Source organism: Streptomyces sp. NPDC015171 (assembly GCF_043079545.1).
Lineage (GTDB): Bacteria > Actinomycetota > Actinomycetes > Streptomycetales > Streptomycetaceae > Streptomyces.
Map to the genome: position 1 here is coordinate 32,238 of NZ_JBIBUO010000002.1, position 25,487 is coordinate 57,724.

At 72.1% G+C, this 25,487-nt stretch carries 19 protein-coding genes; 15 read left to right on the forward strand and 4 right to left on the reverse strand.

What is annotated here, in order from left to right; translation table 11 throughout:
* Position 1: 1 nt before the first annotated feature.
* Positions 2–1,543, reverse strand: coding sequence for a flavin-containing monooxygenase (locus ACF073_RS04730; RefSeq protein ID WP_392066904.1), 1,542 nt, complete (start codon positions 1,541–1,543; stop codon positions 2–4).
* Positions 1,544–1,749: 206 nt separating this feature from the next.
* Between ACF073_RS04730 and ACF073_RS04735 the strand changes: the two genes are divergently transcribed.
* On the forward strand, positions 1,750–3,252 hold the full coding sequence (locus ACF073_RS04735; RefSeq protein WP_392066905.1) for a flavin-containing monooxygenase: 1,503 nt from the start codon (positions 1,750–1,752) through the stop codon (positions 3,250–3,252).
* 77 nt (positions 3,253–3,329) lie between these two features.
* A complete protein-coding gene (locus tag ACF073_RS04740; RefSeq protein WP_392066906.1) occupies positions 3,330–4,796 on the forward strand; it encodes an MFS transporter in 1,467 nt (488 codons plus the stop codon).
* Positions 4,797–4,880: 84 nt separating this feature from the next.
* Here ACF073_RS04740 and ACF073_RS04745 read toward each other — a convergent pair whose 3' ends face one another.
* A complete protein-coding gene (locus ACF073_RS04745; RefSeq protein ID WP_392066907.1) occupies positions 4,881–5,522 on the reverse strand; it encodes a TetR family transcriptional regulator C-terminal domain-containing protein in 642 nt (213 codons plus the stop codon).
* A gap of 235 nt (positions 5,523–5,757) precedes the next feature.
* On the opposite strand from ACF073_RS04745, the gene ACF073_RS04750 reads away from it, so the two are divergent.
* Positions 5,758–6,543, forward strand: coding sequence for a BTAD domain-containing putative transcriptional regulator (locus tag ACF073_RS04750; RefSeq protein ID WP_392066908.1), 786 nt, complete (start codon positions 5,758–5,760; stop codon positions 6,541–6,543).
* A gap of 95 nt (positions 6,544–6,638) precedes the next feature.
* Here ACF073_RS04750 and ACF073_RS04755 read toward each other — a convergent pair whose 3' ends face one another.
* Positions 6,639–7,313: an SGNH/GDSL hydrolase family protein gene (locus ACF073_RS04755; protein WP_392066909.1), complete on the reverse strand. Its 675-nt coding sequence runs from the start codon at positions 7,311–7,313 to the stop codon at positions 6,639–6,641.
* A 239-nt stretch (positions 7,314–7,552) separates the two neighbouring features.
* On the opposite strand from ACF073_RS04755, the gene ACF073_RS04760 reads away from it, so the two are divergent.
* The 12 genes from ACF073_RS04760 (at position 7,553) to ACF073_RS04815 (ending at position 24,751) form a co-directional block, all read left to right on the forward strand.
* The gene (locus ACF073_RS04760; protein ID WP_392067694.1) at positions 7,553–8,719 is read left to right on the forward strand and encodes a 4-hydroxybenzoate 3-monooxygenase; all 1,167 of its coding nucleotides are present in this window, start codon (positions 7,553–7,555) and stop codon (positions 8,717–8,719) included.
* A 41-nt stretch (positions 8,720–8,760) separates the two neighbouring features.
* Positions 8,761–10,479 carry a methyltransferase gene (locus ACF073_RS04765; protein WP_392066910.1) on the forward strand — a complete coding sequence of 573 codons (1,719 nt, stop codon included), beginning with the start codon at positions 8,761–8,763 and terminating at the stop codon, positions 10,477–10,479.
* 324 nt (positions 10,480–10,803) lie between these two features.
* On the forward strand, positions 10,804–11,724 hold the full coding sequence (gene cysD, locus ACF073_RS04770) for a sulfate adenylyltransferase subunit CysD (protein WP_392066911.1): 921 nt from the start codon (positions 10,804–10,806) through the stop codon (positions 11,722–11,724).
* 2 nt (positions 11,725–11,726) lie between these two features.
* Entirely contained in the window at positions 11,727–13,049 is a 1,323-nt protein-coding gene (locus tag ACF073_RS04775) for a sulfate adenylyltransferase subunit 1 (protein ID WP_392066912.1), read from the forward strand.
* Positions 13,033–13,947: a metallophosphoesterase family protein gene (locus ACF073_RS04780; RefSeq protein WP_392066913.1), complete on the forward strand. Its 915-nt coding sequence runs from the start codon at positions 13,033–13,035 to the stop codon at positions 13,945–13,947. The genes ACF073_RS04775 and ACF073_RS04780 overlap by 17 nt, the downstream gene beginning before the upstream one ends.
* A gap of 134 nt (positions 13,948–14,081) precedes the next feature.
* Complete coding sequence (locus ACF073_RS04785; RefSeq protein WP_392066914.1) at positions 14,082–14,921, forward strand: putative 2OG-Fe(II) oxygenase; 840 nt, start codon at positions 14,082–14,084, stop codon at positions 14,919–14,921.
* Between the two features lie 87 nt (positions 14,922–15,008).
* Positions 15,009–15,818, forward strand: a complete 810-nt coding sequence (locus ACF073_RS04790; protein ID WP_392066915.1) for a phytanoyl-CoA dioxygenase family protein — start codon at positions 15,009–15,011, stop codon at positions 15,816–15,818.
* Entirely contained in the window at positions 15,815–16,939 is a 1,125-nt protein-coding gene (locus tag ACF073_RS04795; RefSeq protein WP_392066916.1) for a zinc-binding dehydrogenase, read from the forward strand. Before ACF073_RS04790 ends, ACF073_RS04795 begins: the two co-directional genes overlap by 4 nt.
* A 105-nt stretch (positions 16,940–17,044) precedes the next feature.
* On the forward strand, positions 17,045–18,154 hold the full coding sequence (locus tag ACF073_RS04800) for a winged helix DNA-binding domain-containing protein (protein ID WP_392066917.1): 1,110 nt from the start codon (positions 17,045–17,047) through the stop codon (positions 18,152–18,154).
* Positions 18,155–18,281: 127 nt separating this feature from the next.
* Entirely contained in the window at positions 18,282–19,553 is a 1,272-nt protein-coding gene (locus ACF073_RS04805) for an MFS transporter (protein WP_392066918.1), read from the forward strand.
* Between the two features lie 75 nt (positions 19,554–19,628).
* Positions 19,629–23,207, forward strand: a complete 3,579-nt coding sequence (locus ACF073_RS04810) for a condensation domain-containing protein (protein WP_392066919.1) — start codon at positions 19,629–19,631, stop codon at positions 23,205–23,207.
* The gene (locus ACF073_RS04815) at positions 23,204–24,751 is read left to right on the forward strand and encodes an amino acid adenylation domain-containing protein (RefSeq protein WP_392066920.1); all 1,548 of its coding nucleotides are present in this window, start codon (positions 23,204–23,206) and stop codon (positions 24,749–24,751) included. The genes ACF073_RS04810 and ACF073_RS04815 overlap by 4 nt, the downstream gene beginning before the upstream one ends.
* Here the strand turns inward: ACF073_RS04815 and ACF073_RS04820 are convergent, their stop codons facing one another.
* Positions 24,752–25,486, reverse strand: coding sequence for a sulfotransferase family protein (locus ACF073_RS04820; protein WP_392066921.1), 735 nt, complete (start codon positions 25,484–25,486; stop codon positions 24,752–24,754).
* Position 25,487 lies beyond the last annotated feature (1 nt).

Sequence of the window (25,487 nt, forward strand, 5' to 3'; positions counted from 1 at the left end):
CTCACCTCGCGATGTGATAGGCGTCGACGTCGAAGGTCCGCGTGATGCGGCGGAAGGCGTAGGAGAAGCCGGGCCACATCGTGGTGTTCGCACCGTGCTTGTCGAGGTACCAGCTGGCGCAGCCGCCGGTGTTCCAGACGCTGCGCGACAGCTCGCTCTGCAGGGTCCGGTGGAACTCCTCCTGGGCGGAGCGGCGTACCTCGACGCTCCGCAGCCCCTGCCGCTTCATGAGGCTCAGGGCGTGGACGAGATAGTTCACCTGCGCCTCGATCATGTAGATCATCGAGTTGTGCCCGAGCCCGGTGTTCGGGCCGACCAGCAGGAACATGTTGGGGAAGCCCGCGATGGCGGTGCCCTTGTAGCACTGGCGGCCGACCGTGTCGAACACGTCGCCGAGGCTGCGTCCGTCCTTGCCGAAGATCCTGCGGTACATCGGGGAGTCGGTGACGTGGAAGCCGGTGGCGAAGACGAGGACGTCGGTGGGGTGTTCCACGCCGTCGGCCGTGACGAGCGACTTCTCCCGTATCTGGGTGATGCCCTCGGTGACCAGGCGCACGTGGTCCAGATTGAAGGCCGGGTAGTAGGTGTTGGACAGCAGGATGCGCTTGCAGCCGAGCCCGTAGTCGGGGCGCAGGCGGCGGCGCAGTGCCGGGTCCTTCACCTCGCGGCGGAGCTTGGCGCGGGCCAGCAGCTCGACCGGCTTCAGCAGCGCGGGCACCTTGGCCAGGGCGATCGCCTGGGCCTCGTGGGCCCAGTAGAAGCCGCCGCGCAGGGCGCGCTGGTAGAAGGGCACGTACCGGCAGGCGAGGCGTTCGGCGGTCGAGTACCGGCGGTCCAGGCGCGGCATGACCCAGGGGGCGGTGCGCTGGTGCACCTGGAGCTCGGCGACCCGCGGTGCGATGGCCGGCACGATCTGGATGGCGGAGGCGCCGGTGCCGACGACGGCGACCCGCTTGCCCGTCAGGTCGACGTCATGGTTCCAGCGGGCCGAGTGGTGGATGTCCCCGGCGAAGGTCTCGATGCCCGGGATGTCCGGCAGCGCCGGCTCGCACAGCGCGCCGAAGGCGCCCACCAGCACGGTCGCGGCGAACGTCCCCCGGGTCGTCTCGACGTGCCATCCCTCGTCCTCGCCCTGCCAGCGTGCGCTCAGCACCTCGCAGTCGAAGACGTGCCGGTCGTGCACCCGGTGGCGGCGGGCGGTCCGCTCGATGTAGGCCCGGATCTCCGGTTGCGGGGAGAAGGACCTGCTCCAGCCCGGGTTGAGCGCGAACGAGTAGGAGTAGAGGTGCGAGGGGACGTCGCACGCGGCTCCGGGGTAGGTGTTGTCGCGCCAGGTGCCGCCGACGTCGTGCCCGCGGTCGAGGACCAGGAAGTCGTCCCAGCCCTGGCGGCGGAAGCGGATCGCGGCGGCCAGGCCCGCGAGCCCGCTGCCGATCACGAGGGTGTGCACACGCCGGGCCGGGCCGTCCTTCGGGCGGACCGGAGAGAGTGCGGGCCCCGTCCGCGACGCGCTCGGTGTCGTGTGGATGTCTGAAGCACTCAAGAAGGATCAGCTCCCCCGTCGCGTCTGCCATGCGTATCCGCAGCGATGGTGGTGCAGGGGCCTGACACCGCGCTGAATCGGCGCCGCCGGCAGGACAGAGCGGTTTCAGAACCGGAGGTGATGCTTGGTGCCCCGTGACGGCCGTGAGGCTTCGGCTTCCGGGCCGTCCGTGTCCCCCGGCGAGCGACCAGATGAGGAGAGCCCCGATGGCCTTTGCGCAGGAGACGGACGAATCCCTCGAGACCCCGGACGTGCTGATCGTGGGAACCGGGCTGGCGGGCCTCGGCATGGCGGTGAAGCTGGCCGAGGCCGGCCATCGCGACTTCGTCATCCTGGAGAAGGCTGACGGTGTCGGAGGCACCTGGCGGGAGAACACCTATCCGGGCTGCGCCTGCGACGTGGCGAGCGTGATGTATTCGTACTCCTTCGCCCCGAACCGGAGCTGGAGCCGGATGTACGCGGAGCAGCCGGAGATCCTCGACTACATCAAGCAGGTCGTCAAGGAGCGCGACCTGGAGCGGCACATCCGGTTCAACACGGAGGTCGTGTCGTACGAGTTCGACGAGGCGGCCGACCGCTGGCACGTCAGGACGGCCTCGGGCCAGGAGTACCGCGCGCGGATCGTGGTCCTGGCCCATGGCGCGCTGCACCAGCCGCACGTCCCGGACCTGCCGGGCAGGGAGCGCTTCGGGGGAGAGGTCTTCCACTCGGCGCAGTGGGACCACTCGGTGGACCTGCGGGGCAAGCGGGTCGCGGTCATCGGTACCGGTTCGAGCGCGGTGCAGTTCATCCCGCGGATCGCGGGCGTCGCCTCGCACGTCGACGTCTTCCAGCGCAACGCGCACTGGGTGCTGCCGAAGGCGGACCGGGCGCTGAAGAGCCTGGAGCACCGCCTGTTCCGGTCGCTGCCCTTCGTCCAGCGGCTCTACCGGCTCGCCGCCTACTGGACGCACGAGCTTCCGGTGCTCGCGTTCCTCAACCCGAAGTACCTCGGTGTCCTCGAACTGGCCGCCAAGCGCACGCTGGAGAAGCAGGTGCCCGATCCCGAGCTGCGGGCCAAGCTCACCCCCGGCTACCGCATCGGCTGCAAGCGCATCCTGCTCACGAACGACTACTTCCCGGCCCTGCAGCGCCCGGACGTCTCGCTGACCACCTCCGGCATCGAGGAGTTCACGGAGTCGGGGATCAGGACGAAGGACGGGGAGCTGCACGAGGCGGACGTGGTGATCCTGGCGACGGGCTTCTCCACCGACAACCGGTGCGCGAGCGAGCACATCGTCGGCCGCGGCGGGCTGACCATCCAGGAGGCCTGGCGCGACGGCATGACGGCGCATCTGGGCACCACCGTCGCGGGGTTCCCGAACCTGTTCATGCTGATGGGCCCGAACTCCGGCGGCGGCGCCCAGTCGATCCTGTTCGTCATCGAGGCGCAGCTCCACTACATCGTGGAGTGCCTGAAGCTCATGCGCTCCCGCCGGGCCACCCGGTTCGAGGTGCGCGCCGAGGTCCAGCAGCGCTTCAACTCCTGGCTGCACGCCAAGCTCTCCCGCTCCGTGTGGAACTCGGGCGGCTGCCACAGCTGGTTCCTCGATCACCGGGGCGTCAACCGCCAGTCCTGGCCGGGCACCGGTACCTCCTACTGGCGTGCCACCCGCCGGCCCGACCCGGCGGCGTTCGAGCTGACTCGGGGAGGCGATCGATTGCAGTGAACATACGGTCGCGCGTATTCTGACTTCAGCTCGGGACCGCTGAGCCAGTACGTCTTGCTGCGAAAGGGATCCCCCACGTGTCGAATACCAGCCACACCCTGAAGGCGGCGCCCAGCGCGCAGCCGGGTCCAGGGGCCACGGTGCCCTGGGCCGCGGTATCGACCGTCATGATCGGTATGTTCATGGCGATCCTGGACTCGTTCATCGTCGTCGTGGCGGGCCCGGCCATCCAGGACGACCTCAAGGCGACCGCGAGCGACCTCGAATGGATCCTCGCCGGCTACCAGTTGAGCTACGCGGTCTTCATGATCACCGGCGGCCGGCTCGCGGACATGTTCGGGCGCAAGCGCGTCTTCATCCTCGGCACGGCGGTGTTCACGCTGTCGTCCATCGCCTGCGCCATGGCCGGTGACCCGGGCGTGCTCATCGGTGCCCGCATCGTCCAGGGCCTCGGTGCCGCGCTGATGGTCCCGCAGGTCTTCGCCGTCATCACGCTGTCGGTGTCCCAGGAGAACCGGCACCGCGTCTTCGGTGTCCTCGGGGTCGTCATCGGCATGGCGACGGTCAGCGGTCAGCTGATCGGCGGCCTGCTCATCGGCGCCGACCTCTTCGGCTCCGACTGGCGCTCGGTGTTCTGGGTGAACGTCCCCATCGGCATCATCACGATCCTGCTGGCCCTCAAGTACGTGCCGGAGTCACGGGCGGAGCAGACCCGCAGGCTCGACCTCCCCGGCGTCGTGGTGCTCAGCGCGGCCCTGCTGCTGCTGACCTACCCGCTCATCCAGGGCCGGGACGCGGGCTGGCCGTGGTGGACGTGGGCCTGCTTCGCGGGCAGCGTGGTGGCGTTCGGGCTGTTCGTGGCGCTGGAGCGGGGGATCGACCGGCGCGGCGGCCAGCCGCTGATCAAGCTGGAGCTCTTCAAGCAGCGCTCGTTCTCGCTCGGCATCGTCCTGGTGCTCGCCGTCTACGCGCTCCTGACCTCGTACTACCTGTCGCTGTCCGTCTCCATGCAGGACGGACTCGGCATGTCGGCCATCGGTTCGGGTCTGGTCTACACGCCGGCGGCGGTCACCTTCTTCGTCTGCAGCATGATCGCCGGACGCATCGTCCCGAAGTACGGCCGCCGCGTGCTGGAGGTCGGTGCGATCGTCCTCGCGCTCGGCTATCTGACGACGGCGGTGGTGCTGCTGTCCGGCCCCCGCCTGACGCCGCTGCTCGTCATCCCGACCCTGATGCTGCAGAGCGTGGGCGGCGGTCTGCTGATCACCCCGCTGCTCAACACGGTCCTCGCGCGGATCGAACCGCAGACCGCGGGCATGGCCTCGGGCTCGCTGTCCACCGCCCAGCAGGTCGGCGGAGCCCTGGGTGTGGCCGTCGTCGGAGCGGTGTTCTTCCACTCCTTCCAGAACGGCGCCGCCTCGGGCGACAAGGTGCACGCGGCAGGCCACGCGTTCGCGCTGACGTCCCTGACGACCTTCGCCATCGCGGCACTCGCCGCGCTGATGGTGTTCCTGCTGCCGAAGGCGCCGGCCCCGAAGCCGTGACGTGGAGCGGGCCGGCGTCTCCCGGAAGCGAGTCCGGGAGGCGCCGGCCCGTCTGTGTGCGGCGCGATGGCGCGCGGCGGACGATCAGGGCTCGACGAGAAGATTCCGCACGATACGGCGTACCTTTTCCACGACGTCTTCGTCGCCGAGCCGCAGGGCCGTGTTGGCGGCGCAAAGGGCGGAATCGATCTGGAACACGGCGAGATCGATGTCGAGTTCCGCGATTTCCCCGGCGGCGACGGCGGTCCGCAGTTCCCGGCCGATCGCGTCGGTCCATTCCTGCTGGTTGCGGAACAGGGCGTCCCTGATCGGTCCCGGTTTGCTGTCGAAACGCGCGGTGTTGGCGACGCGGAAGCAGCCGCCCTCGAACAGCGGTGTCCTCGCGTACTCGATCCAGTGCTCGACCAGGGAGCGCAGCCGCTCCGCCCCGGGGGGCGCCGTCCGCGCCGGGCGGACGACCGCGTCGATGAACATCTCCCGCGCATAGTCGATGGTCGCAAGCTGGAGCACTTCCTTGGCCCTGAAGAGGGTCTGGATGCCCGCCTTGCTCATGCCCGTGTCCGTGGCGAGACGGCCGAAACTCACATCGTCCAGCCCGTCGAGGGAGGCGATGTCGACGGCACGCCGCAGCACGGTCTCACGCGCCCGAGCGCCCTTGAGCAGCCGCTTGTCCGTGATCGCCGGCTTGTCCGCCCGCGCGGCGAACACTCGCGTCTCTGTGCCCATACGGTCGATCGTACCTCTTGTCTGCCGATTTCGGCGGTCCCGTGCCGCACCGCGTACGGGCGGCCGGCGGCGCCCCGTCCCGCATTCCGGGATTACGACCTCCGGAACCCGCTCGTTCGTGCGGGTCACCTACTCGAACATGCGGGGTGCGTGGTGCTGGGGGGCGAGATTAGGCTCCCTGACATCCCTGGCATGCATGAGGAAATCCTTGGGGGAGGAGTAAGCCTTGTCAGCCATGAACATCGGAATGCTCGGACCTTTACGTATCGAGGTGAACGACTCGGAAATCGATTTGTCCGGAGCGAAGTTGCGGGACATACTCGCCGTGCTCGCACTGCGGGCGGGTGAGGTCATTCGACGGGACGAACTCGTCGAGGAACTGGGACTGGCGAGCACGACGCGGAACTCGGTCAACGCGGTGCACGCCCACATTCGCCGACTGCGCCGCTGGCTGGAGAAGCACGGCATTCCGGCCGATGTGATCGAGACGGTCGATTCCGGCTACCGGATGAACGTGGACCGGGCGTGCGTCGACGCGCACCGCTTCAGCGACCTGGCACGGCAGGGGCTGGGCCTGGCACCGGCCACCCCGTCCGTCGTCGCGACGATCCTGGAGGAAGCGCTCTCGCTGTGGCGGGCGGACGCGCTGCTGGACTCCCGGCAGGGCCCCCTGGTCACCTCCGCCGCCGATGAGCTGCACCACTGGCGGTCGACGGCGCGCGACGCGCTGCTCGACGCGTGGCTCGCGCTCGGTCAGGACAACAAGGTCATCCTCAGCGCGCCGCGGTTCATCGCCGACGACCCGCTGAACGAGTCCATCCGGGTGTGCCAGCTCATCGCGCTGCGCCGCATGGGCCGGTACACGGAGGCGGTCCGGGCCTATCAGAACGCCGAGCGGATCCTGTCCCAGGAGCTGAGCGTCGAGCCCGGCCCGGAACTGCGCACGGCGCACCGGGTCGCGCGCCGGAGGATCTCCTCGGACATCATGCGCGAGCGGGCGGAACTGGCCCGCCTGGCCTGACGGCCGGCCGAGCCGGGTGCCGACCGCGGACGCGGCGTGGCGAAGGGGGCTGAAGCCTCCCGCGCCACGCCGCGTCGGCCTTCCGGCACCGGTGGTCAGGGCATGCGGCGGCCCAGGACGGCGGCCAGCGCCTTGACCATCTCGGTCGCCATGACGGCCTGGCCGGACGTGGAGAAGTGGATGCGGTCCGCACTGAGCAGGTTCTCCCGCGAGTTGACGGGGTGATCCCACATGTCGACGACCACGGCGCCGTACTCGGCCGCCAGGGCGCGCGTGATGGCGTTGAGGGTGACCACGCGCTCGGTCCAGTCGGGAAAGACGGGCACCACGTAGGCGCGGCCCAGGGTGAACGTGGTGAGCTGGGCGCCCGTCTCGGCCGCCAGGTCGTACATCTTGCGCATGTTCTGCTCGATCTCCCCGAAGTCGGGCGAGCGGCGCACCAGGTCGTTGGCGCCGCAGGGGAGATGGAGCAGGTCCGGGGCGAAGTCCCGCATCGCGTCGACCTGGTTGCCGAGGGTGTCGGGCGTCGTGGCGCCGACCACCGCGGAGTTCAGGTAGGCCAGATCGGGCTTCACCTGCCGCAGGACGTGCGCGAACCGGTCGGACCAGCCCTGCTCCCCGTAGCCGGGGGTCTCGTCCCCCGTCCCCGCCGAGAGGCTGTCCCCGATCACGGCGTAGCGCTGCCAGGGGGCATCGAAGATCATCGCCGCGGCGTCGATGGTGGCGAGGCAGTACGGATCGGTCTCTTCGGTCAAGGAAGTCGATGTCATTAACAAAGCGTGCGGTCGATCGTATCTATTGTCAAGGGTGTGCCTGGCCGGCGGGTACGGGCGATCGGAGCGAGGCAGGGGGGTGTGGAAGTCAGGGCCGAACAACAGTCCCCGGCAGGTGATTCGCTGATCTTGCACGCATTCGAGTGATCACCGCCCGTCCATCCGTTTTTCTGTGGTTAGGATCCGCTGCTGTGACGGAAAGTCAGCACATCTCACCCGTCGAGGGCGCGGCTGACGTGGTCGTCCTCGGTGCCGGGCCGGCAGGGCTCGTGCTCGGAAATCTCCTCCACGCGAGCGGGATCGACTGCGTCATCCTGGAGCGCGCCGACCGTGCGCACGTACAGACCCGGGCGCGTGCCGGGTTCCTCGCCCCGAACACCGTGCGCGTCCTGGAGCGGCACGGTCTGGCCGAGGGCCTGCGCCGGCGCGGACGGGAGCACGGCGCCTGCGAGTTCCGTACCGACGACGGCCGTTTCACCCTGGAGTACGGCAGCCTCGGCCGCGGGGAGCCCCATACCGTCTATCCGCAGCAGGAGTTGGTCACGGATCTGCTCACGCGGTACGTGGACACCGGTGGCCGGATCCGGTTCGGGGCCGAGGCGGTGGCCGTGCACGGCGCGCGGACCGGCCGGCCGTCGGTCACCGTGCGCGAGGCGGACGGACGGACCGGACGGTGGCAGGCCCGGTACGTCGCCGGCTGCGACGGCCGGCGCGGCGCGGCGCGCGCCTCGCTCCCGCCCGGCGCGGTCCGCCGCCACCACCGCGACCACGGGGTGTCCTGGCTCGGCCTGCTGGTCGAGGCCCCGCCGAGCCTCGACGCCGTGGGCTACGCCGTGCACGGCCGGGGCTTCGCCGGGCACATGGCGCGCACCGACCGGATCACGCGCTACTACCTCCAGTGCGAGCGCGGCAGGCCGGCCGGGTCCTGGTCGCAGGACGCGATCTGGGCGGAGCTCGAACTGCGGATGCGCGCCGCCGCGTACGGTCCGCTGCACCGGGGCCGGATCGTCCAGCGCGGCGTCGTCGACCTGGACTCCGATGTGCTCGAACCGCTGCGCCACGGATCGCTCTTCCTCGCGGGTGACGCCGCGAGCGTGATCAGCCCCTCCGCCGCCAAGGGCGCGAACCTCGCGGTGCTGGAGGCGGAGATCCTCGCCCGCGCGCTGGCCGACGACCTCGCGCACGGCGACGGCGAGGGGCTCGACCGCTACTCGGCGCGCTGCCTGCCGCACATCTGGCGCGCACAGGACTTCTCGCAGTGGATGATCCGGCTGCTGCACGGCCCGTCAGGACCGGAGGGCGAGACGTCGTTCCACAACGCGTTGCGGCGTTCCCGCATCGAGTCGCTGCGCACCTCGCGCAGCCAGCAGGACTGGTTCGCCGAGAACTACGTCGGCGTATGAGAACCACGGCACCCGGACACCGAAATGAGGATGCCCGCCCGATGATGACGACGATGCCGGGCGACGAGGCCCGCCTGCGCGAGGCGGCCGACTTCGTCAGGGAGCAGGACACCACCACCCTGTTCCCGCTCCTGCTGCCCGGCCTTGACGGCCCCGAACTGCGCACGCTGGCCGACCGCTGCCGCTTCGCGCACGCCGCGCTGCTCGTCTTCCCGCCGGACCCGCCGGCGCTGCGCGCCGCGCTGGCCGGCTGCGGGCTCGACCCGGACGCCTCCGCGCGGCCGAGCGTCGTCGTACGGGAGCGGCTGGCCCTGCGGCACGGCCGGCCGGCGACGGAACTCGACGTACGCATCCTGCGCCCGGCGGTGGAGGGCCCGGACGGCGTACGGCGTACGGTCGAGGTGTTCGCGCTGACCGTGCCGCCGGGCTCCGGGCTGGCGCCGGTCGCCGCGCACGAGCGGGCCGGGCAGCACGAGTCGCACCTCGCCTTCGAGGTCGAGCGCCCGGATCCGCTGGTGCTGCGCGGCCTGTGCGCGGTCTTCGCCCGCCATGGCGCGCTCCCCGACGGCGGTGGCTACAACCCGCACGAGGACGGCACGGTGTTCTACTTCACCGCACCGCCCGACGCGAAGGCCGGGTACCGGCGGGTGGAGCTGTACGTGCGCGGCGACCACCAGGACGTGCTCGCCGCGCACCTGGAGGAGCAGCGCGCGCGACAGCCTGCTGAATCGCTCCTGCGCCTGCTGACCGGGGCATGGACCACCCAGGCCCTGGCCGCGTTCGCGCGGCTGCGGGTCCCCGACGCGATGGACCCGGACACCGGGACCGCGGTCGGGGCCCTGGCCCGGACCGTCGGCGCTGACCCCCGCAGCCTGGGGACGCTGCTGCGGTACCTCACGATGCTGGACGTGGTGGCCGAGGACCGCGGAGGCTACCGGCTCACCGCGTCCGGCGCGCTGCTGCGCGAGGACGTACCGGAGTCGATGCGCCCGCTGGCACTGATGTACGGCGGCCCGTTCTACGAGTCCTTCGCCGGCCTCGGGGACACGGTACGCACCGGCGAGGTCGCCTTCGACCGCCTCTTCGGCGAGAACCACTTCGACCACTTCGCCCGCCACCCCGAACTCGCCGAACTCTTCGACCGGTCCATGGCGGCCGGCTCCCGCATGTTCGCCCCGCTGCCCGCCCACCCGGTCCTCACGGCCGCGGGCCGGGCGCCCGGGGCCGGGACCGTCGTCGACGTGGCGGGCGGCAACGGGGAACTGCTCGGCCGCGTCCTCACGGCGCACCCGCGCCTGCGCGGCATCCTGCTGGAGCGCCCGCACGTCATCGAGGCCGCCCGCCGCTCGCTCGGCGCGGCCGGCTGCGGCGAACGCTGCGCCTACCGGACGGGCGACTTCGCGGACGTACCGCCGGGCGGCGACGTCTACATCCTCTCCCGGGTGCTGCACGACTGGGACGACGAGCGCTGCCGCGAGATCCTGCGCCACTGCTCCCGCGCGATGCCCGACCACGCCGACCTGCTCGTCGTAGAGCGCGTGCTGCCCGCCGACGGCTCGGTCTCGCTGGCCACCGCGTGGGACCTGCACATGATGTGCAACGTCGGCGGCCGGGAACGCACCGCCGCCCACTACGCCCACCTGCTCGGCGACGCGGGGCTCACCCTCGTGGACCGCTCACCGCTGCCGCTGGACGGCAGCGTGCTGCACGCCCGGAAGCAGCCGGCGCCCCGGGCTGCCGGCCGGGGAAGCGGAACCTAGCCGAGGCCGCCGTCGCCCGGCAGGGCCGGCCGTCGGTCCGGCCGCCCGCCGCCGAGCGGAGGGAAGCCACCGGACGCGCGCGGTCCCGGGGTGTGCCGAGGTGCCCCAGGGGCGGGTCGGGCGGCCTGCCCCGCGGGGCGACGGGGAGTCAGGCACTCCGCATCCGGGTATCGCCGCACGGGCCGCACCGGGTGCTCGCCGGCGCCGTATCCGGTACCCAACTCTCCGGTTCGTCCCGGGACTTGGCGATCCGATCGCAGTCCTATTGAAAAGCCGGGATTCGCCGGTACCTTGATACCGCATGTCGTCGGTGACGGAGGTCGCATGGGGGACAGCGGGGGAGGGAGCACGCATGTGCTCACACATCTCGACCTCGTGGAGTCGGAGGCCGTGCACATCCTCCGCGAGGTGGCGGGCGAGTTCGAGAGGCCGGTGATGCTCTTCTCCGGCGGCAAGGACTCCATCGTGATGCTGCACCTGGCCTCCCTGGCGTTCGCCCCGGCACCGGTGCCCTTCGCCCTGTTGCACGTGGACACCGGGCACAACTTCCCCGAGGTCATCGACTTCCGGAACCGGACCATGGCGCGGCACGGCCTGCGCTGGCACGTGGTGTCGGTGCAGGAGTACATCGACGCGGGCACGCTCCGCGAACGCCCGGACGGCACCCGCAACCCCCTGCAGACGCTCCCGCTGACCGAGGCCATCCGGCTGCACCGCTTCGACGCGGTGCTCGGCGGCGCCCGGCGCGACGAGGAGAAGGCGCGGGCGAAGGAGCGGGTGTTCTCCCTGCGGGACGAGTTCTCCCAGTGGGACCCGCGCCGGCAGCGCCCGGAGCTGTGGCAGCTCTACAACGGCCGGCACGCCCCCGGCGAACATGTACGGGTCTTCCCGCTGTCCAACTGGACCGAGCTGGACGTGTGGGAGTACATCGCCCGGGAGGGCATCGAGCTGCCGGAGATCTACTTCGCCCATGAGCGCGAGGTGTTCCGCCGCGACGGCATGTGGCTCGCGGCCGGGGAGTGGGGCGGGCCGCGCGAGGGCGAGACGGTGGAGAAACGACTGGTCCGGTACCGGACCGTGGGCGACATGTCCTGCACCGGCGCCGTCGACTCGGAGGCCGCCGACGTCGACGCGGTGATCGCCGAGGTCGCCGTCTCCCGGCTCACCGAACGCGGTGCCACCCGCGCCGACGACCGGCTCTCGGAGGCCGCGATGGAAGACCGCAAGCGCGAAGGGTACTTCTAGCCGTGGCCGGCCGCACCGGGCAGCCCGGCCGGACGACCCTGCTCCGCTTCGCCACCGCCGGTTCCGTGGACGACGGCAAGTCGACCCTGGTGGGCCGGCTGCTGCACGACGCGAAGTCGGTGCCGCAGGACCAGTGGGAGGCCCTCGCGCGGGTCTCGGCCGGCCGCGGGCAGCAGGCCCCGGACCTCGCGCTGCTGACCGACGGCCTGCGCGCCGAGCGCGAACAGGGCATCACCATCGACGTCGCCTACCGCTACTTCACCACCGCGCGGCGCCGGTTCATCCTGGCCGACACACCCGGGCACGTGCAGTACACCCGGAACATGGTCACCGGCGCGTCCACCGCCGAGCTGACCCTGCTGGTGGTCGACGCCCGCAACGGGGTGGTGGAACAGACCCGCCGGCACGCGGCCGTCGCGGCCCTGCTGCGGGTGCCGCAGCTGGTGCTGGCCGTGAACAAGATGGACCTGGTGGACCACGCGGAGGACGTCTTCGCCCGGATCGCGGACGAGTTCACCGCGTACGCGGCCCGGCTGGGCATCCCGCGGGTCACCGCCGTCCCCGTCTCGGCGCTCCACGGCGACAACGTCGCGGCCCGCTCCGCCGCCATGGGCTGGTACGCGGGCCCGACCGTGCTGGAGCACCTGGAGTCGGCCCCGGCCGGCGACGACCCGGCGGTCTGCCCGGCCCGCTTCCCCGTCCAGTACGTCATCCGCCCCCGCAGCGCCGACCACCCCGACTACCGCGGCTACGCCGGCCGGCTCGCCTCCGGTGTGCTGCGCGTGGGCGAGCCCGTCACCGTGCTGCCCTCGGGCCGCACCTCGGTGATCGCGGGCATCGACGCGCTGCGCGGCCCCGTGGACACCGCGTGGACCGCCCAGTCCGTCACCCTCCGGCTCGCCGACGACCTCGACGTCTCCCGCGGCGACCTGATCGCTCCGACCGCGGTCGCCCCGGCCCTCTCCCGGGACGTGACCGCGACGGTGTGCCATGTCGCCGACCGGCCCCTGACCGCGGGGACCCGGGTGCTCCTCAAGCACACCACCCGCACCGTCACGGCCGTCGTCCGGGACATCCCCTCGCGGCTCGCCCTCGACGACCTCTCCGCCCGTCCCCGCCCCGGACGACTGGTCGCCAACGACATCGGCCGGGTCGAACTGCGCACCGCTGAACCGCTGGCGCTCGACGCGTACGCCGACTCCCGGAGCACCGGTTCCTTCCTCCTCATCGACCCGGACGACGGCACCACGCTGACCGCGGGCATGGCGGGCGAGGCGTTCGCCGGTACGGCACCGCCGCCCGGCGGCCATGGCTTTCCCCCATGATTTCCGGGGAATTCAGCCGAACACTGGCCCGATTCGGAGATGCCACGGTAGGTTGGTCCGGGTGAGGCCTTCCGGGAATGTGTGGGCTGTTAGCGATCTTCATGTGTCGTACGAGGAGAATTCCGAGTTGATCCGCCGGCTCCGGCCGGAGCGCGAGGACGACTGGTTGATCATCGCGGGGGACGTCGGCGAGACCGTGGCCCAGCTGGAATGGACCCTGGACGAGTTGGGTCGGCATTTCTCCACCCTGATATGGGTGCCGGGAAATCATGAGCTGTGGACCACACGCGACGACCCCGACCGATCGCGGGGGGAGGTTCGATACCACCGGCTCGTCGAGGTGTGCCGCAGTCGCGGAGTACTCACTCCGGAGGATTCCTTTCCGGTTTGGGAAGGGGATCGGGAACCGGTGGTGATCGCACCGCTTTTCCTGCTGTACGACTACACCTTCCTGCCCAGGGGCGCGCACACCCCGGAGGAGGGGATGGCCGCCGCCCGGGCCGCCGGAGTGGTCTGCTCCGACGAGTACCTGCTCCACCCGGAACCGTACGCGAGCAGGGCCGACTGGTGCGCGGCCCGGCTCGCCGAGACCAAGCCGCGCCTCGCCGAGCTGGGCGGGGCCCGCACCGTCCTGGTCAACCACTGGCCCCTGGTGCGCCAGTCCACCCGGGTCCTGCGCCATCCCGAGTTCGCCCAGTGGTGCGGTACAGAGGCGACCGCCGACTGGCACCGCGAATTCCATGCCGAGGCGGTGGTGTACGGGCATCTGCATCTGCCGCGGACCACCGTGTACGACGGAGTGCGATTCGAGGAGGTATCGGTCGGCTATCCGCACGAGTGGCGGCGGCAGACTTTTCGTCCGCAGGGCTGGCTGAGGAAAATTCTGCAGCCCAGGTGAGAGTGGTGCGAGGTCGGGAGCGGGTTGCCGGATTACCACCCGCCGTGGTCTTGACGTCGTTTGCGCGCGCCCACTACAAATCGTGGTGCTCGTGCCTGGGAAGTGAATTGTCAGTCGTCCTTGGGGAGGGTGCGATGACGGACGGCACAGTGGCGGAACCCGTACGCGAAGATATCAGCACGAACGGTTCGCCCATTTACACGTTGTTCGACGTGGAGACAACGGATGTACTCACAAGGGACCACATTCTCCGGCTCGCCGCCGGTGTGCTGGGCGCGGTCCGCATCCGTGGCTTCTCCTCGCTCCAGGACTGCCGGGACGTCATGTCCGCGCTGGAGACCTGCCCGCTCGGGGCGTACGACGAGGCGCTGATCTCGCCGCGGATCGCCAAACTGGGACCGGCCGCCTACGACTTCTACAGCGCGCACGGACTGGACGAGCGCTACTGGAAACACGGCGAGGAGTCCGCGGCGAGCCGCTCCGCGCTGCTGCGCGGCACCGACCCGATGGACCTGGCGGTCCGGCGGCTGCGCGACGCGTGGGGGGACGAGCTGGTCCCCGCCACCTCCGGCGGACGCCCGCTCTTCGCCGGGATGATCCGGGAGATCACCCACGGGGCGAAGATCCACTTCGACGAGGTGCTGCGCGAGTTCCCCGGCGCCCTGGACGAACCGCCGGCCAGCTTCCTCACCTTCAACTGGTACCTGTCGATGCCGTCCTCCGGCGGCGAGACCGTCGTGCACCGGCACCGCTGGGACCCGACCGACGAGCGCTACCGCGACGGCTACGGATACGTGGAGGAGTCGGTGGCCCATCTGCCCGCCGCCTTCGTCGCCCCGGAGACCGCGGACGCCGTCCTGTTCGACTCACGCAACTTCCACTCGGTACGCCCGGTCGACGGCGAGGGGCGGAGGGTCAGTCTCTCCTTCTTCCTGGGTGTCACGGGCCGCGGCCCGCTCGCCATCTGGTCGTGACCCGCCGCCCGCAGCGGCGGGTCCCGCACTTCTCTTCCCTGTCCGGCGGGGCGGCGCCTCGCGGGACTGTCATGTCCAGGGGGACGCATGAGACTGACCGACGATGAGGTCCGCGGATACCGGGAGAGGGGCTTCCTGCTCGTCGAGTCGCTGTTCGGACCCGAGGAGGTCGACGCCCTGCGCGCGGCCTTCCTCCGCGACAGCCGGGTACCGGGGGAGCAGCGCATCCTGGAGGACAAGGGCGACACCGTACGCGCCGTCTACGGCTCGCACCGGCGCCAGCCCGAGTTCGCCGCCCTGGTCCGCAACAGCCGGCTGCTCGAACCGGCGCACCGCCTGCTGGGGCGGGACGTCTACCTGTTCCAGCTGAAGGTGAACGCCAAGCCGCCGTTCACCGGGGAACAGTGGGCCTGGCACCAGGACTTCCTGGCCTGGCAGCTCGCCGACAACCTGCCCGCGCCCCGGCTGCTGAACGTCGGGGTGTTCCTGGACGACGTCACCGAGTTCAACGGACCCGTCATCTTCCTGCCCGGCTCGCACCGGGACGGGCTGGTGGGCGACCGCACCCGGCACTCCACGCGGTCCGTGCAGCACGTCGACCCGGACGACATCAGCCTCACCCCGGCGCAGATGGCCGACCTGGTGAACCGGCACGGCATGGAGAGCCCCAAGGGTCCGGCCGGGTCGGTGGTCTTCTTCGATCCGGAGATCGTCCACGGCTCCGCACCGAACATGTCGCCCTTCCCGCGCAAGCTGCTGATCGCGACCTACAACGCGGTCGGCAACGAACCCCGGCCGACGGGCGAGCCCCGTCCCGAGTACCTGATCTGCCGCGACAACCGGCCGCTGCGGATCAGCGACGAACCCCTGGTGACAGCGGGAGGAGAGAACAGGTGACGCAGGAGCGGGCGGAGAGCGGGACGACGGCCCGGGCGGTGGTGCTGGAACGCTTCGGCGAACCCCTGGCGCTGCGGGAGTTCGAGGTGCCCCCCGCTCCCCCCGGCGGGCTGGTGGTGGCCAGCCGCTGGGGCGGGATCTGCGGCACCGACCTCCACCTCCAGCAGGGGCATCTGCCCATCCCCACCCCCTTGGTGCTCGGCCACGAGGGCCTGGGCACCGTGACGGAACTCGGCGCGGGCACCGAGCGGGACGCGAACGGCGACCCGCTGGCCGTCGGCGACCTGGTGATGTGGGCGTCCTCCATCGCCTGCGGGGAGTGCGTGCCGTGCCGCACCCACCGCGAGCCGACCCTCTGCGAGAACCGGCGGACCTACGGCGTCAACCGGCCGACCACACAGGAGCCCGCGCTGGCCGGGGCCTGGGCCGACCGGATCGTGCTCCACCCCCGCACCACCGTGGTCCGGCTGCCCGCCGGCGTCGACCCGATCGCCGCGATGTCCCTCGCCTGCGCCGGACCGACCATGGTGCACGCCATGTACGAGCGGCGGCCGGTGCGGCTCGGCGAGACCGTCGTCGTCCAGGGCAGCGGGCCGGTCGGCCTCGCCGCGGCGGCGCTGGCCCAGCTGGCCGGCGCGGGCCGGGTGATCCTGGCCGGCGGCCCGGACCGCAGGCTCGCGGTCGCGGCCAAGTCCGGCATCGCCGACCACCACGTCAACGTGGTCGACGGCGGTGATCCCGCCGCGGCGCTGGCCCAGGTGCTGGAGCTGACCGGCGGACGCGGCGCCGACCTGGTGGTGGAGTGCACCGGGGTGCCGGCGGCGATCGACCAGGGGCTGCGGCTGTGCCGGCGCGGCGGGTCGTATCTGGTGGTCGGCCAGTACACGGACAGCGGCGACACCCTCGTCAACCCGCACCAGATCGTGCACCGGCAGCTCGACGTGGTCGGCTCCTGGGCCTTCAGCGGGGCCCATCTGACCGAGTACGTCCGGCTCCTGCCCGCGCTGGTGCGGCGCTTCGATCTGGCCGGCATGGTCACCACCTTCGAGCTGGCCGAGCACGCGGCGGCGCTCGACGCGGTGGCGCGTGGTTCCGTCCTCAAGGCGGTCCTCGTCAGCTAGGCTGTCGACCGCGAATGCCGGTGAACTCCTGTGTCGTACAAGGGAGTTAATGAGCCGGACCGGCCCCCGCGGAGAAGTGCGTACGAAGGTCAGCGAGGAGTGGGTATGAAGGTCAGCTGGAATCAGGTGCTGGCGTGGCGGCTGCGGCGGCAGTATCTGGAACCGCTCACCGATCCGGATCCGGTCGAGGTGGTCGGGCGGCTGTGCGGGGTGCAGGCCCAGGTGACCTCCTCGGCGGAGCTGGCGATCGCCCTGCGCCGCGCCACCGCCGACCAGGGCGGCCTCGCGTCCGCCCTGGCCGAGGGCGCCCTGATGAAGACCTGGGCGATGCGCGGCACCCTCCACTGGGTCACCCCCGGGGAGGGCGCCGACTTCCTCTCCCTGCTCGCCTCCGCGCGGACCTGGGAGAAGCCGGCCTGGACCCGGGAGTTCGGGGCCACCCCCCAGCAGGTCTCCGACCTGGTGGAGAAGGTCTCCGAGATCCTCCACGGAGCCGAGCTGACCCGCGAGGAACTGGCCGCCGAACTGATCAGGGACCGGCGGTTCACCGGCATGGAGAAGCAGCTGAGGTCGGGATGGGGGGCCCTGCTGAAGCCGCTGGCCTGGCAGGGGGCGCTGTGCCACGGCTCCGGCCAGGGCAACAAGATCACCTTCATCGCCCCCCGCGACCTCCCCGGCTGGAAGGGGCTGCCCGACCCGGCCGAGGCCGGCCCCCGGGCGTTCGCCGCCTACCTCGGCGCCTACGGTCCCGCGGGGCCCGAGCTGTTCGACCACTGGCTCTCCCGCGGCAGCCTCCGCAAGACGCTGCTGCGCGCCTTCGTGGCCGAACTGGGCGACCGGCTCACCGCGGTCGAGGTCGAGGGCCGGCCCGCGTACGTCCTCACCGAGCACGCCGACGAACTGGCCGCCACCGAGCCCACCCGCTCGGTGCACCTGCTCGGCGGCTTCGACCAGTACATCCTGGGGCCCGGCACCAAGGCCGAGGAGATCCTGCCCCAGGAGCACCGCGCCAAGGTCAGCAAGACCGCCGGCTGGATCGCGCCCCTGCTGGTCGCGGGCGGACGGATCACCGGCGTATGGGAGGTGTCGGGCCGGCAGCTGAACGTGACGCTGTTCCCCGGCGCGTCCGCTCCCGCCCGCGAGGACCTGGAGGCCGCGGCCGGCCGGGTCGCCCGGGCGGGCGGTCTCGGGCGGCTGACGGTCCAGGTGTCCTAGCGGGCGCGACGCCGGTCCGGCCGTGGGGGGACACGGCCGGCGCGACCGGCCCACCGGCTGCAAAACCGGTCCCCGCCGCAGCTCCGAGTCCGTGTCCGACAGTTCTAGAGAGGTTGGGAAGACCCCCATGGATGGCAAGACCAGATCGGTGCTGTTCCGCAACCGCGACTTCGCCCTGATATGGACGGGCGAGACGGTGAGCCTGCTGGGCAGTGAGATCAGCATCATCGCCCTTCCCTCGCTCGCGGTCCTCGTGTTCGGCGAGGGGGCGCTCGGGGTGGGCCTGCTCGTCGCCCTCCAGTGGATCCCCTTCGTCCTGCTCGCCCCGCTGATGGGCGTGTACACCGACCGGCTGCGCCGCAAGCCGCTGATGCACCTCGCCAACATCGGCCGGGTCGTCACCCTCGGCTCCCTCCCGCTGCTGGCCGTCCTCGACCATCTGACACTGGCCCACCTCTACGTGGCCGCCGTGGTCAAGGGCGTCTTCGACGTCGTCTACCAGCTGGCCTACCAGGCGTACCTGCCGCAGCTGCTGGAACGGCAGGACCTGGCGGACGCCAACGCCAAGACCCAGCTGAGCCGCTCCCTGGCGATCGTCTTCGGCCGGTCCGTCGGCGGTGCCCTGGTCGGGGCGATCGGCGCGGCCAAGGCCGTGGCGGCGGACGCCCTGTCCTATCTGCTCTCCAGCCTCGCCCTGCTGGCCATCCGCGCCGAGGAACCCGCACCCGCACCCGCCCGGCGCGGTCTCGCCGCCACCCTGGAGGACCTGCGCGGCGGCGTCCGGCTCACCTTCGACAACCGGCTGCTGCGGAACCTGACCCTGATGGCGGCCTTCGGCAACACCGCGGTGTCCATGGTGCTCGCCATGGTCATCGTCTTCGCCTACGACGACCTCGGGTTCAGCGCGGGCCAGGTCGGCCTCGCGCTCGCCGCGGGCGGCGTCGCCGTGGTGGCGGGGGCCGTCCTCTCCCGGCGGCTCACCGCCGCACTCGGGATGGGCCGTTCCCTGATCTGCACCCACCTCGTGCTGGGCGTCGCCTTCCTGCTGCTCCCGATCGCCGCCGAGGGCGGCAAGACCCTCGCCTTCACCGTGCTGGTCGTCTCCCAGTGCGTGTCCTCGTTCACCGTGCCGATCGCCAACGTCGGCATCATGACCCTGATCCAGAAGTCGACCCCGCCGCAGGCCATGGGCCGGGTCGGCGGCGTCGCGCTGCCGTTCGTGTGGGGGGCCAACGCGGTCGGCCCGCTGCTCGGCAGCGCGATCTCCGCGCTGGCGAGCACCTCCGCCGCCTTCTACGTCGCGACCGCACTGGCCTGGACCGCCACCGTGTGGATCGTCCTCGGCTCCGTGCACCGGCTCGCCGACGACGTGCCCGAGGAACTCCGCGTCGCCGTCTGAGCCACCGGTCCGAGCCGCTGTCTGAGAGCTGTCCGAGGCACCACCCCCCGACGACCTCCGGAAGGAACGGCTGCCATGCGGGACCCGCACACCCACGACGACATCGAGGACAAGCGCGGACGGCTCGCGGCGCTGCTCGCCGCATCGGGCGGGAAGGAGGGCAGCCGCACCGGACCGGTCTCCTTCGCCCAGCGCCGGCTGTGGATCCTGGACCGCCTGGTGCCCGGGAGCAGCGCGTACAACGTCCCGATCGTGCTGCGGACCCGCACGGCGCCCGACCCGGAGGCGTTCGGCCGGGCCCTGGCGGAGGTGGTCCGCCGCCACGAGGTGCTGCGGACCGTCTTCGCCGGCGCCGACGGCGTCCCGGTGCAGCGGGTCCGCCCGCCCGCCGCGCCCCAGGTCGCGGTCCGGGACGTCGGCGCCGAGCCGGACCCGGCCGCGGCGGCCGACGCCCTGGTCCGCGACTTCGTACGCCAGCCCTTCGACCTGGCCGCCGGGCCGCTGCTGCGCGTGCTGCTGGTCCGGGTCGGCGAGCAGGACCATCTGATCGCGCTGACCGTGCACCACATCGTGTGCGACGGCTGGTCGATCGTGACCCTCTTCCGCGAACTCGACGCCCTCTACCGGCAGGAGCGCACCGGCGAGCCGGCCGGGCTGCGCCCGGTGGAGCGCCAGTACCTGGACTTCGCGCGCTGGCAGCGGGCGAGGCTCTCCGGCGAGCGGCTCCAGGAGCTGAACGCCTACTGGCGCGAGCGCCTGGAGGGTGCGCCGGGCCTGCTGCAGCTTCCGCTGGACGCCGCCCGTCCGGTACACCACCGCGCCAACGGCGGAGTACGGGAGTTCCGGTTCGCGCCCGGACTGCGCGAACGCGTGCTGGACTTCGCCGCCCAGGAGAGGACCACGCCCTTCGTCGTGGTGCTGGCCTGCTTCTCCGCACTGCTCCAGCGCTTCACCGGGCAGGGCGACGTCGTGGTGGGCGTCCCCGCAGCGGGGCAGACGCACGGCGCCCTCCAGGACATGATCGGGTTCTTCGTCAACACGCTCGTGATGCGGCTCGATCTGACGGGGGAGCCCGGTCTGCGCGAGGCGGCGGCCCGGGCCCGGGAGACCTCCGTCGGCGCGGTCGCCCACCAGGACATGCCCTTCGAGAAGCTGGTGGTCGAGCTGCAGCCCGACCGCAACCCCACGGTCACCCCCATCTTCCAGGTGCTGTTCAACTTCCAGACCGCCTCCGACGACCGGGTGCGGCTGCCCGGACTCGACGCCGATCTGGTCCCCTTCGACACCGGCATCGTCCGCTTCGACCTGGAGTTCAACGTCTTCGTCGGCGAACGGGAGATGGGCGGGACCTGGCTGTACAACCGCGACCTGTTCCCGGCCGCCGCGATCGACCGGCTCGCCGTGCTGCTGGAGCGGCTGCTGGCCGCCGCCGTCGCCGCCCCCGACACCCCGCTCGCCTCCCTGGACCTGTTCACCCCCGAGGACCTGGCCGAACTCGGCCGCATCGGCGGCGGCGCCGAGCCGCTGGCCGCCCTGCCCGCCCGGCCCGCCCCGGCCGGCTCCGCCGCGCGTATCGGCGGCGGCGACCGCACCGGACCCGACCCGCTCCCGGCGCTGCCCGACCCGGCCGCCGAACCCGCGCTGCGGCACGCGGTGGACCGCCGCCGGCACGCCTTCGACCTGCCCCCGGAGGCACCGGTGCTGATCGCCGCCGCCCCGGGGGAGATCGCGCCGGACGAGGCGCTGTGGGTCCTGGAGGCGGGCGGCGACCTGCTCGTGCCCGATCCGGAACGCCCCCTGCCCGAGGCGGTGCTGCACGCCCTCGCCACCGAGGACATCGACACCCTGCGGGTTGCTCCGGCCGTGCTCAACGAGGTGCTGCACGCCGTCGAGCGCGGCGTCCTCTCCCCGAAGCCGCGCCGGATCCTGGTCGGCGACGAACCGCTCGGCCTGGCTCTGGAACGCCGCTGCCTGCGCCTGCTGCCCGACACCGAGCTGTGGACCGTGCACCGCGCCGCCGGAGTGGGCGACATCGCCGTCCGGCGCTGCACCGGTGACGCGCCCGCCGGCCACGACCTGGCCGGCGTCGTCGACCGCGCGCTCGCGGTGCGGATCAAGGACGCGGCGGGACGGCTCGTCCCGGTCGGCGCCCCCGGCCGGATCTGGGTCGCGCGCGGCGCCGACCGCGCCGACGAGCGGCCCAGCGGCAGCCTGGGGCGGTTCCGCGAGGACGGCCTGCTGGAGGTGCTCGGCCCGGAGGACGAACAGATCCACGTCCGCCAGGTCCGCATCCCGCGCGGGGAGATCGAGGAGACCCTCGCCGCGCACCGGGCGATCGGCGACGCCCGGGTGGTCGCCGGCCACGCGCCCGACGGCTCCCCCCTGCTGACCGCCCATCTCACGCCCGCCGACGGCGAGGCCGGGGCCGGCACCGGCGAATGGGCCGATCCCGGCGCCCTGCGCGACTCGGTCCGCGCCCACGCCCAGCGCCTGCTGCCGGGCGTCCTCGTGCCGCACGCCTACGTCTTCCACGCCGCGCTGCCCCTGACGCCCGCCGGCACCGCCGACCGCGCGGCGCTCGCCGCGACCGCTCCGGTGGAGGAGAACCGCCCCGCCTACGTCGCCCCGCGCGACGACACCGAACGCGTGCTGACCGACATCTGGCGTTCCGTGCTCGGCGTCGAGCAGATCGGCGTCCACGACAACTTCTTCCTGCTCGGCGGCCATTCGCTGCTCGCCATCCAGCTGATGACCCGGATCCGCCGGGCCACCCGGGTCGACCTCCCGGTGAGCGTGCTGTTCCGCTACCGGACCGTCGCCGACCTGGCCGCGCGGGTGACGAGCGTGGTGGGCGGCGACAGCACCGACGGCAGCCTGGTCCGGATGCAGTCCGGGTCCGCGCCGCTGCCGGTGGTCGCGGTCCACCCGGCGGGCGGCGGCGTCTTCTGCTACGGCCCGCTCGCCACCGCCCTGACCAACCGCACGGTGTACGCGTTCGAGGGCCGGCATCCCGGCGAGTCCCTGACCGCCCTCGCCGAGCGCTATCTGGAACGGCTCTCCGGCGAACTGGCCGAGGGCCCGTTCGCCCTGCTGGGCTGGTCCTTCGGCGGGGTCGTGGCCTTCGAGATGGCCCGGCTCCTCGCCGAGCGCGGCGCACCGGTGCCACCGCTGATCATGATCGACTCCTTTCTCTTCGAAGGGGACATCGCGGACCCGCGGGCCGAGACCCGCATCCTGGAGGGCTATCTGGAGGGCGTGCGCGCCGACTTCGACCTGGACCTGCGCATCGAGGCCCCGGACCGGCTCGCCCCCCGCCGGATCTTCGCCGACCTGCTGGAGCGGCTCGGCTCGGACGCGCCCGAGGTGCTCGACCTGGAGGAGATGTCCCGGCAGTACGCGGTCTACCGCTCGCACATCCTCAACCTGGCCGCCTACCGGCCGCACGGCCCGCTGCCGGGCCCGGTGCACCTCATCAAGGCGGAGCGTTCGCCCGAACGGATCGACACCTGGCACGAGTTCGCGCCGCGGCTGACCGTCGACCGGGTCGACGGCGACCACTACGACATCATGCGCAACCCCGGCCTGACGGCGGTCGCCGCCCGGGTCGAACGCATTCTCTCCGACGCCATGGCCGAGAAGGGTGAGCAGCGGTGACACGACAGACCGACGCGGCGACGGTGGTCGGCGCGCTCCGCGCGGTGGCCGCCGCGCACGGTGCGGTACCGGCGATCCTGGACGGCACCGAGAGCCTGGACCACGCGACGTTCTGGCGGCAGGCCGGACAGGTCGCGCGGCGGCTGCGCGGCCTCGGCGTGCGCAACGGCGACGTGGTGGCGCTGGCCGCCGACCGCACCGCCGGACTCCTGGTGGGCCTGGTCGGCGTCCTCCGCTCCGGGGCCACCGTGCTCCCGCTGGACGTCACCTACCCCCGGGCCCGGCTGATGATGATGCTGCGGGACAGCGGCGCCCGCATCGTCGTCGGGCACGGGCACACCGTCGGACCGTTCACCGCCGAGGGCCGCGAGGCCGTCATCCTGGCCGACGCGGTGGCCGCGGAACCGGTGCCCGCCGAGGACGAACTGCCCGAGCCGCACCCCGGGGACGGCTGCTACCTGCTCTACACCTCCGGCTCGACCGGCGGCCCCAAGGCGGTGCTGATGCCGCACGCGGGCCTGGCCAACCTGGTCCGCTGGCAGGCCCGTACCTCCGGGGTCGGGCCGGGCTCCCGGACCCTGCAGTACGGCGCGATCTCCTTCGACGTCGCCCTCCAGGAGATCTTCTCCACGCTCGCCACCGGCGGCACCCTGGTCTGCGTCGACGAGGACACCCGCCGCAACCCGGTCCGCACCTGGGAACTGATGATCGCGACCGGCGTGGAGCGCATCTTCCTGCCCTACGTCGGCCTTCAGGCGCTGGTGATGGTCGCCGACGACGTCCCCGTCGAGCGCTCGGCGCTGCGCGAGATCATCCCCGGCGGCGAACAGCTCCAGTGCACCAAGGCGCTGCGGGAGCTGCTGCTGCGCATGCCCGGGTGCCGGATCAGCAACCACTACGGCCCCGTCGAGACCCACGCGGTCACCTGCCATCCGCTGGAGGCCGACCCCGGGCGCTGGCTGTCGCTGCCGCCGATCGGCACGCCGATCCCGGGCAACCGGGTCCATGTGCTGGACGAGGCGGGCCGGGAGAGCGCCGTCGGCGAGATCGGCGAGCTGTACGTCGCCGGGGACCAGGTGTCCTACGGCTACTGGCGGCGCCCCGACCTGACCGCCGAGCGCTTCCTGCCCTCCCCGGACGGCGACGGCGGGCGCATGTACCGCACCGGCGACCTCGCCCGCCGCCGGTCCGACGGCTCGCTCGACTTCCTCGGCCGGGCCGACGACCAGGTGAAGATCCGCGGCTTCCGGGTGGAGCTGGCCGAGGTCGAGGCGGCCCTCAGCGACCACCCCGACGTGGCCGCCTGCGGGGCCACCGTGGCCGGGGACGAGGGCATCGACCGCATTCTGGTGGCCTTCGTGCTGCCCCGCCCCGGGTTCGACGCGGACGCGGTGCGCGAGGAACTGCGCGGCCGGCTGCCCGGGCACCTGGTGCCCGAGGTGTTCCACGTGGTCGACGCGCTCCCGCAACTGCCCAGCGGCAAACTGGACCGGCGCGGCCTGCGGCTCCTGGCAGAGCGCGAGACCGCCGCCGATCCGCGCTGATCAGCGGCCCACCGGAAGCCGGTGGGCCAGCAGCCGCTCGTAGTGCGGCAGATGGAAGTCGAGGTACTCGGCCAGCAGCGGGGTGTTCTCCACGGTGGCCGAGTACTCCGACCCGGTGGACCGGAACCCGCTCGTGTCGGCCGTCGAACGGTGCCAGCGCTCGGTGCGCTTCCAGCCGTCCAGCATCCCCGGCCGCCAGCTCAGCGCCTCCGGCGAGTAGGGGATGCCCACCCGCAGGCAGAACTCCCGGACCGTGGCCGACGCGTCCCGCAGCAGGTCGTCCGAGTCCACCACCACCGGCCGGCCCCCCACGGCCACCACGGCGTCGTAGATCTCCGCCAGCCGGGCGAACCCGACCTCGTGCAGGCCCAGTTGAGGATTGAGGGCGTAGTGCGAGGCGATCGCCTCGCTCGGGTGGCGCAGGATCACCGCGTGCGCCGTCGCGGCCAGGAAGTCCTTGTCGGCGAGCAGGCCGGGGTAGGCGAAGTCGGTGGTGTCCTTGAAGAACACCGGGCGTTCGGCGGAGAGCGCGAGCAGGGTCTCGATCAGCTCGGCCTCGGTGCGCACGGTACGGCCGGCGACCTCGGCCGACCCGAAGTCCGCCACATGGGAGAACGGCTCGTGCACCACCAGGAAGTCACCGCGCTCCGCCATCATCCGCATGAAGGCGGTGGAGCGGCAGCGGGGCGCGCTCCACAGCGCCAGCAGCCGGGGGCGGGGCTGTTCGTCCGGCATG

Coding starts and splice junctions, on each gene's coding strand:
- ACF073_RS04735 (WP_392066905.1), top strand. CDS start 1,750: ATGGCCTTTGCGCAGGAGACGGACGAATCCCTCGAGACCCCGGACGTG.
- ACF073_RS04745 (WP_392066907.1), bottom strand. CDS start 5,522: ATGGGCACAGAGACGCGAGTGTTCGCCGCGCGGGCGGACAAGCCGGCG.
- ACF073_RS04750 (WP_392066908.1), top strand. CDS start 5,758: ATGAACATCGGAATGCTCGGACCTTTACGTATCGAGGTGAACGACTCG.
- ACF073_RS04755 (WP_392066909.1), bottom strand. CDS start 7,313: ATGACATCGACTTCCTTGACCGAAGAGACCGATCCGTACTGCCTCGCC.
- ACF073_RS04765 (WP_392066910.1), top strand. CDS start 8,761: ATGATGACGACGATGCCGGGCGACGAGGCCCGCCTGCGCGAGGCGGCC.
- cysD (WP_392066911.1), top strand. CDS start 10,804: ATGGGGGACAGCGGGGGAGGGAGCACGCATGTGCTCACACATCTCGAC.
- ACF073_RS04780 (WP_392066913.1), top strand. CDS start 13,033: ATGGCTTTCCCCCATGATTTCCGGGGAATTCAGCCGAACACTGGCCCG.
- ACF073_RS04785 (WP_392066914.1), top strand. CDS start 14,082: ATGACGGACGGCACAGTGGCGGAACCCGTACGCGAAGATATCAGCACG.
- ACF073_RS04790 (WP_392066915.1), top strand. CDS start 15,009: ATGAGACTGACCGACGATGAGGTCCGCGGATACCGGGAGAGGGGCTTC.
- ACF073_RS04800 (WP_392066917.1), top strand. CDS start 17,045: ATGAAGGTCAGCTGGAATCAGGTGCTGGCGTGGCGGCTGCGGCGGCAG.
- ACF073_RS04805 (WP_392066918.1), top strand. CDS start 18,282: ATGGATGGCAAGACCAGATCGGTGCTGTTCCGCAACCGCGACTTCGCC.
- ACF073_RS04810 (WP_392066919.1), top strand. CDS start 19,629: ATGCGGGACCCGCACACCCACGACGACATCGAGGACAAGCGCGGACGG.
- ACF073_RS04820 (WP_392066921.1), bottom strand. CDS start 25,486: ATGCCGGACGAACAGCCCCGCCCCCGGCTGCTGGCGCTGTGGAGCGCG.